6 protein-coding genes are annotated in these 7883 nt (G+C 74.6%); 4 read left to right on the top strand and 2 right to left on the bottom strand.

The genetic code is table 11. The annotated features are described in order from the left end of the window. Positions 1-45: 45 nt before the first annotated feature. The 3 genes from ABT085_RS40975 to ABT085_RS40965 all read left to right on the top strand — a co-directional run bounded on the left by ABT085_RS40975 (position 46) and on the right by ABT085_RS40965 (position 5044). Complete coding sequence (locus tag ABT085_RS40975) at positions 46-1539, top strand: SCO6880 family protein (protein WP_351620528.1); 1494 nt, start codon at positions 46-48, stop codon at positions 1537-1539. Between the two features lie 233 nt (positions 1540-1772). Next, positions 1773-3245: a putative type IV secretion/conjugal transfer ATPase gene (locus ABT085_RS40970; RefSeq protein ID WP_502982943.1), complete on the top strand. Its 1473-nt coding sequence runs from the start codon at positions 1773-1775 to the stop codon at positions 3243-3245. Next, positions 3233-5044, top strand: coding sequence for a TraM recognition domain-containing protein (locus tag ABT085_RS40965; protein WP_351620522.1), 1812 nt, complete (start codon positions 3233-3235; stop codon positions 5042-5044). The genes ABT085_RS40970 and ABT085_RS40965 overlap by 13 nt, the downstream gene beginning before the upstream one ends. On the opposite strand, the gene ABT085_RS40960 is transcribed toward ABT085_RS40965, so the two are convergent. Both ABT085_RS40960 and ABT085_RS40955 read right to left on the bottom strand, forming a co-directional pair. Further along, entirely contained in the window at positions 4959-6185 is a 1227-nt protein-coding gene (locus tag ABT085_RS40960; RefSeq protein WP_351620519.1) for a DUF418 domain-containing protein, read from the bottom strand. The genes ABT085_RS40965 and ABT085_RS40960 overlap by 86 nt on opposite strands. Next, positions 6182-6577: a hypothetical protein gene (locus ABT085_RS40955; protein WP_351620516.1), complete on the bottom strand. Its 396-nt coding sequence runs from the start codon at positions 6575-6577 to the stop codon at positions 6182-6184. The genes ABT085_RS40960 and ABT085_RS40955 overlap by 4 nt, the downstream gene beginning before the upstream one ends. A 195-nt stretch (positions 6578-6772) precedes the next feature. Between ABT085_RS40955 and ABT085_RS40950 the strand changes: the two genes are divergently transcribed. Beyond that, positions 6773-7825 (top strand): C40 family peptidase, encoded by a 1053-nt coding sequence (locus ABT085_RS40950; protein WP_351620513.1) that lies wholly within the window; start codon positions 6773-6775, stop codon positions 7823-7825. Positions 7826-7883: the final 58 nt, after the last annotated feature.

Here is a 7883-nt window from a genome sequence, read left to right as displayed (position 1 = left end):
GAAGACCCAAAGACCCGAAGACCCTGGAAGGGAAACCGGACGCTCATGTCCACGGAAGCCGTCACCCGCCCCACCTACGGAAACTGGCGCCGGCCACGGCGGCCGGGGCTCGGGCCGCTCGGGCTCGTCGGCACGTTCGGCGTGTTCGGCGGCCTCGTCGTCACCCTGCTCGCGTCCCTGATCTCGCTGTACGCGGCGCTGGTCGTGTTCGTGCCGGTCGTGGTGCTGCTGACCCCGCTCGCGATCCGCACCCAGGACGGGCGCAACGTCTACCAGTTGCTCGCCCTGCGCATCGGCTGGCGCAACCGGAAGGCCAAGGGCGCGCACCTGTACGTCTCCGGGCCGCTGTCCGCGCGGCCCGGCGGGCGGTTCCGGCCGCCGGGGCTGCTCAACAAGGTCACCGCGATCGAGGGCCGCGACGCCTACGACCGGCCCTTCGGCGTCCTGCACCACCCGGCACGCAACCTGTACACGATCGTGCTGGGCTGCGACCCCGACGGCGGCTCCCTGGTCGACCCCGACCAGGTCGACGTGTGGGTGGCGCTGTGGGGCGAGTGGCTGGCCCGGCTGGCGCACGAACCCGGGCTGCGCGGCGCCTCCCTGATCGTGGAGACGGCTCCCGACCCCGGCACCGCGCTCGCCCACGAGGTGCTGCCCCGTATCCGCCCGGACGCACCGCCCGCCGCCCGCGCCGTGATGGAGGAGGTCGTCGAGCGCTATCCGACCGCGTCCTCGGAGATGCACACCTACGTCACCCTCACCTACGGGATGCCGCCCGGCCAGAAGCGCCGCAAGGAGGACGTCGTCACCGACCTCGCCATCCGTATCCCGGGCCTGCTCAGCGGGCTGGTCGCGGCGGGCGGCGGGGCCGCCTGTCCGCTGTCGGCCGAGCGGATCGCCGAGGTCGTCCGGGTCGCCTACGACCCCGCGGTCGCCGCCGACGTCCTCGACGCCCGCGCCCAGTACGGCGGTACAGGCCTGGAGTGGGAGGACGCCGGACCGGCCGCGGCGGTGGAGACGGTCGGCAGCTACCAGCACGACTCCGGGGTCTCCCGGACCTGGCTGCTGACCCTCGCGCCGCGCGGCACCGTACGGTCCTCGGTGCTCAGGAACCTGCTGGAGGTGACCCCGGGCACCCGGCGCAAGCGGGTGGCGCTGGTCTACCGGCCCATCGACCCGGCCACCTCGGCGCGGATCGTCGAGGCGGACCGGCGCGCCGCGCAGTTCATGGCGACCTCGGGCCGGGGCATGGTGCAGGCGCGGGCGGCCTCCGAGATGCGGGCGGCCGAGCAGACCGCGGTGGAGGAGGCGTCGGGCGCCGGGCTCGTGGAGTTCTCGCTGCTGGTGACCGTCACCGTGGACGATCTGGACCAGCTCGCCGACGCGACCGTCGCCGTACGCAATCTGACCGCGGCCTCCCGGGTCCTCATGCGGCCCGCGGACCGGATGCAGGCGGCCGCGTTCGCCTGCACGCTGCCCGCCGGGATCCTCCCGTGGGAGCAGACCCTGATCCCGCACGAGCTTCAGGAGGCGTTGTGAGCCGCCGGAGCGAGGAGCGCAGGGCCGAGCGCGCGGACCGGCTCGCGGAGGAGGCGGCGTGGCGGGCGGGGCCCGGCGGGCTGCCGACACCGCCCGATCCCGCGTGGGCGGGGTCAGGACCCGGCAAGGGCAAGGCGGGGAAGTCGGGCGCCGGGAAGGAGAGGTCCCGGCCCAAGGAGCTCTACGTCCCGCCGCGCGGCTGGTACGGCCCCGGGGGCGGCCGGGTCGGCTACATGGATCCGCCGACCATGTGGCGGGCCACCACCGTGCAGGCGTGCGGCATGTGGCCGTTCGCCGCGGGCTCCGGCTCGCCGATGACCGGAGTGCCGCTCGGGCAGCATCTGTTCACCGGCGCCACGGTCTGCGGCGACCCGCTGAACTGGTTCACCCGCGCCCGCTACATCTCCAACCCGTCCCTGTTCATGCTCGGGATGCCGGGCCTGGGCAAGTCCACCCTCGTCAACCGGATGCTGATCGGGCTCAGCGCGACCGGCGTCGTCCCGCTGGTCCTGGGCGACCTGAAGCCCGACTACGCCGACACCGTGCGCGCCCTGGGCGGCCAGGTGATCTCGATCGGCCGCGGCCGGGGCGGCATCAACGTGCTGGACCCGGGTGCGATGGGCGCGGCGGCCGTGCGGATCGGCGGCGAGGCGGGCGAGGTGCTGAAGGCCGAGACGCACGGGCGGGTGCTGAACATGGTGGCCGCGCTGGTGACCATCGTGCGCGGCCGGCCGATGGACGACCACGAGCAGTCGGTGCTCTCCGCGGTCCTGCACCACCTGCGCGAACGCACCACCCCGGGCCGCCCCGCGCTGCTGCCCGACCTGCTGCGGGTGCTGACGGAGGGCCCCGACCGGGTGCGCGCGGTCACCCTGGACCGTGGGGACGACACCCGCTACCGTGACGCGGTCGACCCGCTGCACCGCTCGCTGCTCGGCATCCTCGACGGCCCGCTGGGCGGCACCTTCGCCTCCGAGACCTCCACCCGGATCGACCCGGACGCGCCCGCCGTGTGCATCGACATCTCCGGCATCGGCGAGGCCGACACCCAGCTGACCGCGGCCGCGATGCTCGCCGCCTGGTCCGACGGGCTGGGCACGGTGGCCGCCTCGCACGCCCTCGCGGACGCCGGACTCGCGCCGAGGCGCTGGTTCTTCACCGTGCTGGACGAGCTGTGGCGCCCGCTGCGGGCCGCCTCCGGCATCGTCGACCGCATCGACGCACTCACCCGCCTCAACCGTTCCCTGGGCCTCGGCGACGCCAAGATCACCCACACCCTGAAGGACGCCGAGGCGCTCGGCACCGACTCGGACCGGGCCAAGGCCCGCGGCTTCGTCGAGCGGGCCGGGATGGTGGTGTGCGCCGGGCTGCCCAAGGCCGAGATGGAGGAGCTGGGCAAGGTGGTGGGCCTGTCCCGGCGCGAGATCGAACTCGTGTCGTCGTGGTCCTCGCCGCCCGGCTGGGGCGTCACCGGCGAGCACGAGGAGCCGCCGGGCCGGGGCCGGTTCCTCATCAAGGTCGGCGGCCGTCCCGGCATCCCCATCAAGGTGGCCATCACCGACTCCGAGCGCCGGCTGCACAACACCAACACCCGCTGGACACCGGAGGAGACGGCCGTCGAGCGGTCGGTGGCGCACGCCGCCGCGCAGGTGGCGCGGGCCGCCCAGGAGGGACCGCGAGCCCTGCCCGGGAGGTGGACCGCGTGAGCGGCAGGACCCCCTCGACCAGCGGCGTGCACGACCTCGCGCCCTGGGCGATCGCGGCCCTCGCCGGGGCCTCCCTCGCCGTGTTCACCGTCGGCTGGGCGGGTGGCACGCTCGGCGCCGGGGTCACCGGACACGGCTGGCACGCCCCGCCGTTCGCCCTGTCCACCGCCACGCACCTGACCGGCGACGGACCCGGTGCCCTGTGGCCGGGCACCCCGCCGGCCGCGGTCTACGGCGGCATGTTCGCCCTGCTCGCGCTGATCGCGGTGCCCGCGGCGTTCGTCGTACGACTCCTGCTGGAACGCGCGGGCCGCACCAAGGGCCTGGCCGGGCGGCGCGAGCTGGCGAGCATGTGCCCCAGGGGCATCGAGGCCCGCGCCCGGGAACTGCGGCCGGGCCTCGAGGGGCGCGAGCGGCTGCACCCGGACGAGACCGGCAACCTGCTCGGCGACCTCGACCCCAAGGGGCCCGAACTGCGCAGCAGCCACGAGGACGTCGAGCTCGACCTGATGGCCCCGCGGGCCGGCAAGTCCACCGGCATCGCGGTGCCGCGCGTGCTGCGCGCCCAGGGCGCCGTCCTGCTCACCTCCAACAAGTCCGACGTCTACGCCGTGACCCGCGCCGAGCGCACCAAGGCGGGCCGGGTCTGGACGTTCGACCCGCAGGGCATCGCCCACACCGAGCGCGGCATGTGGTGGAACCTGCTGGGCGACTGCGAGACCATCGAGGGCGCCCGCCGGCTGGCCGGGCACTTCGTCGCGTCCGTCAACGACGACTCCGCGAAGAAGGACTTCTGGATCTCGGCCGCTCAGAACACCCTCACCGCGCTGTTCCTGGCCGCGGCCCGCTGCGGCGCCCCCGTCGGCGACCTGCTGGGCTGGCTCGCCGACCCCGCCGACCGGACCCCGATCGATCTGCTGCGCGACGCCGGACTGTACGCGATGGCCGAGCAGTTGCAGGGCACGGTGCGCGGCGCGGTGGAGACCAGGGACGGCATCTACGAGACCGCCCGGCAGACCGTCTCCTGCCTGCTCGACCCGGAGATCCTCGCCTGGGTGACCCCCGATCCCTATCTGCCCGAGTTCCGCCCCGACCGGCACGTGGTCGGCACGGACACGCTGTATCTGCTGTCCAAGGACGGCGGCGGCTCGGCGGCCGGGGTCATCGCGGGCCTCGCCGACGCGACGATGCGAGCGGGCGTGGTGGCCGCCGAACGCATGGGCGGCCGCCTCGACCCACCGCTGACCGCGGTCCTCGACGAGGCCGCCAACGTGTGCCGTATCTCCGATCTCCCCGACCTCTACTCGCACTTCGGCTCCCGCGGCATCAACGTGGTGACGCTGTTGCAGAGTTACCGGCAGGGCGCCCGGGTGTGGGGCGAGGTGGGGATGGACGCGCTGTGGAGCGCGGCGACCGTCAAACTGCTCGGCGCGGGCCTGGACGACGCCGACTTCGTGCAGAAGATCTCGACCCTGGTCGGCCAGCACGACGTGAAGACGCCGAGCCTGTCCCGCAGCAAGGAGGGCACCTCACGCTCGTACTCCTACCGCCAGGAGTCGATCCTGCCGCCGGACCGGATCCGCGCGCTGCCCAAGGGCACCGCGCTGCTGCTGGCCACGGGCATCCGTCCGGCGCTGATCCGGCTGCGCCCCTGGTACAGGGAGCCGGGCGCCGACGCCATCTCCGCGCAGGCGAAGGCGGAGTCGGAGGCCATCACGGCACGGGCCGCGGCGCGGGCGACCCCGGCGGTACGGCTGGAGAAGCGCAACCGCTGGGAGCGGGACGCCGCGCCAGCGTGATCGTGCGCAGCAGCAGTTCGGCGGGGCCGTACCGCGTCCGGGACAACAGGGCGCGGCTGACCGCGAGTTGCAGCCCGTAGAGGACCAGGCACCCCGCCGTGACGGCGGCGGTGCCTGTTCTGTCGTAGCGTCCGAGGCCGTAACCGGTGAACACCAGGGCGAGGACCAGCGACTGGGTGAGGTAGTTGGTCAGCGCGGCCCGCCCGGCCGCGGCGAGCACCTCCGCCGCCCGGCCGCGCACCAGGAGCAGCAGCCCGCAGGCGTACGACGCGGTCAGCGCGGGTGCGGTGAGCACGTCCACGGCGTGGCCGACGAGGAACCAGCGGCCGTCCAGCGGCCCGTTCGCGCAGCAGGCGGTGACCACGCCGCCGGCCAGCCCGACGGGCAGCCAGCGGACGATGACCGCGCGCAGCCATCGCGCGTCCCGTCCGCGCCGTTCGACGAGCCGCGTCTTCGCCGCCGCGAGCCCGGCCAGGAAGGCGGCCAGCATGTCGGGGGCGTACGTCAGGTCCGCGCGGAGCATGGCAGGCAGCTCGCGCAGATGCACGCCGAGCACGGACAGGGCGCTCCCCCGGTAGGCGGCGACGGCGCGGGCGGCGTGGGGCGCGTAGGCGGCGGGGGTGACCGGTTCGGTGACGGCGACCGTGAGCAGCCCGTACCCGAGCAGCAGCACGGTCAGGGCGAGGACCAGCCCCGCGGCGAGGCGCAGCGCGGTGCGCGGAGCCAGGTCGCGCAGTCCGTACAGGACCAGCGCAAGCGCGGCGTACGTCATCAGGATGTCGCCCGGATAGAGCAGCACGGCATGCAGCAGTCCGAGCCCGAACAGGCCCAGCACGCGCCGCAGATGACGGGGCGCGAACGCCGTGCCCGCCCGGTGCGCGGAGCGCCGCTGGAGCACGAAGCCGTAGCCGAACAGGAAGGAGAAGAGCAGGTAGAACTTGCCGGAGGCCAGCGCGGTCACCGCCCACGCGACCGCCCGGTCCGCCCCGGAGGCCGTCGGGCCGCCGCCCAGCGACGCGTAAGGGCTCGCCGTCATCTGGGCGTTGACGAGCAGGATGCCGAGCAACGCGAACCCGCGGAGCACGTCGAGCTCCCCGACCCGCCCCGGTTCCTCACCGCGCCGGGGCTCCTCCTCCGTCACGGCGACACCACCACGACCGCCGTGCCGAACGCGACGGTCGAGGACACGAACCACCCGAAGGACGGGGCGAGCAGGTGCCGCAGCGTCCACAGCCGGGCCGCCGTGGGCCGGGACCGCACGAAGACCACGGGCACGGCGGCACCGACCGGCGGCAGACCGCACAGCGTCCCGTACGCCCCCGGGTCGAGGACACGGTCCCGGCCGAGGTGGTCGGAGTAGGCCACGAGCCCGCCGCGCCGCCGGTCGGCCGGGGCCCGGGCGGTGACGATCCCGGTCACCCGCAGGCCGCGCGCCCACAGCCGTACGGCCGTCAGGACCGCGCGGCCGGCGAGCAGCAGAAAGCCGCAGCCCGCCCCCGTACACAGGGCGAGCAGCACCAACTCCGTGTCCATCCGGTCCCCTTGTCGTCCAGGTGCCTCGTGTCGGTGTGGGACGCCACCGCAGGCGTGGCTCGCCACGACAGGCCACAACGGGCGCCGGACCGGACCGGTTCACACGATCTTGCGGGCTTGAACCGCCGTACGCCGGGCTCCCGTTGTGTGATCGAGGCCGTCACCGCGGCGGCTGCGAAGGGAGCTTCGGACGGCATGAGACGGTCCCCCCGCGCGCACGGCCACCGGACGGCGGCGGCCCTGACCCTGCTGTGCGCCCTGACGGCCACGACGCAGGCGCCCGCGCTCGCGGCGCCCGGCCCCGGCCCCGCCACCCTCGACGAGGTGCGGGTGCAGCTGGACGCGCTCTACCACCAAGCCGAAGTGGCCACCGGGAAGTACGACGCCGCCGACCAGAAGGCCCGCGCACAGCAGAAGAAGGTCGACGTCCTGAACGGGCGGGTGCGGCGGGCCGAACAGCAGCGGACGCGGCTGACGCAGCTGCTCGGCGCGGCGGCGCGGGCCCAGTACCGCGGCGGCGGACTGCCCGCCGAGCTCCAGTTCGCCCTCTCCCCGGACCCCGAACACGCGCTGGACGACGCGGCGTTGACGCAGCAGGCCCAGCAGGCCACACGGCAACGGCTGACGGTCCTCGCGGCGGCCCGCGAGGAGCTGCGCAGGCGCACCGACGAGGCCGCCGCCGAACTGGAGGACCTGCGGGCCAGCCGCCGCGCCATGGACCGGCACCGCGACACGATCGAGAAGCGCATCGACGCGGCCCGCGCCCTCGAGGCACGGCTGAAGGAGGAGGAGCGGCAGCGCCTGGCCGCGCTGGAGAAGCGGGCCGCCGACAAGGCCCAGGCGCAATGGGTCGGCACCGGAGTGCTCGACCGGATCGGCACCAAGGGGAGCGCGGCGGGGCGGCGGGCGATCGCCTACGCGACACAGCAGCTGGGCAAGCCCTACGTCTGGGGCGCCGAGGGCCCGGACTCCTTCGACTGCTCCGGCCTCACCTCGCAGGCCTGGCTGCACGCCGGAGTCGTCATCCCCCGCACCTCCGAGGAGCAGTGGGCGCGGCTGCCGCACGTCCCCGTCGACCGGATGCGCCCCGGTGACCTCGTCATCTACTTCTCGGACGCCAGCCATGTCGCGCTCTACATAGGCGACGGCAAGATCATCTCGGCCCCGCGCCCCGGACGGTTCGTGTACGTGTCCCCGGCGGGGTCGATGCAGATCCTGGGCGTGGTGCGGCCGGACCCGGACGCCTGAGCGGGCCCGCGTTCACCGACGGACCCGGACGGCACGGCGCCCCTGGCCGGACGGCAAC

This window comes from Streptomyces sp. NPDC002265 (genome assembly GCF_040296125.1).
Classification (GTDB): Bacteria; Actinomycetota; Actinomycetes; order Streptomycetales; family Streptomycetaceae; genus Streptomyces.
This window is presented reverse-complemented; position numbering and strand designations above follow the sequence as displayed.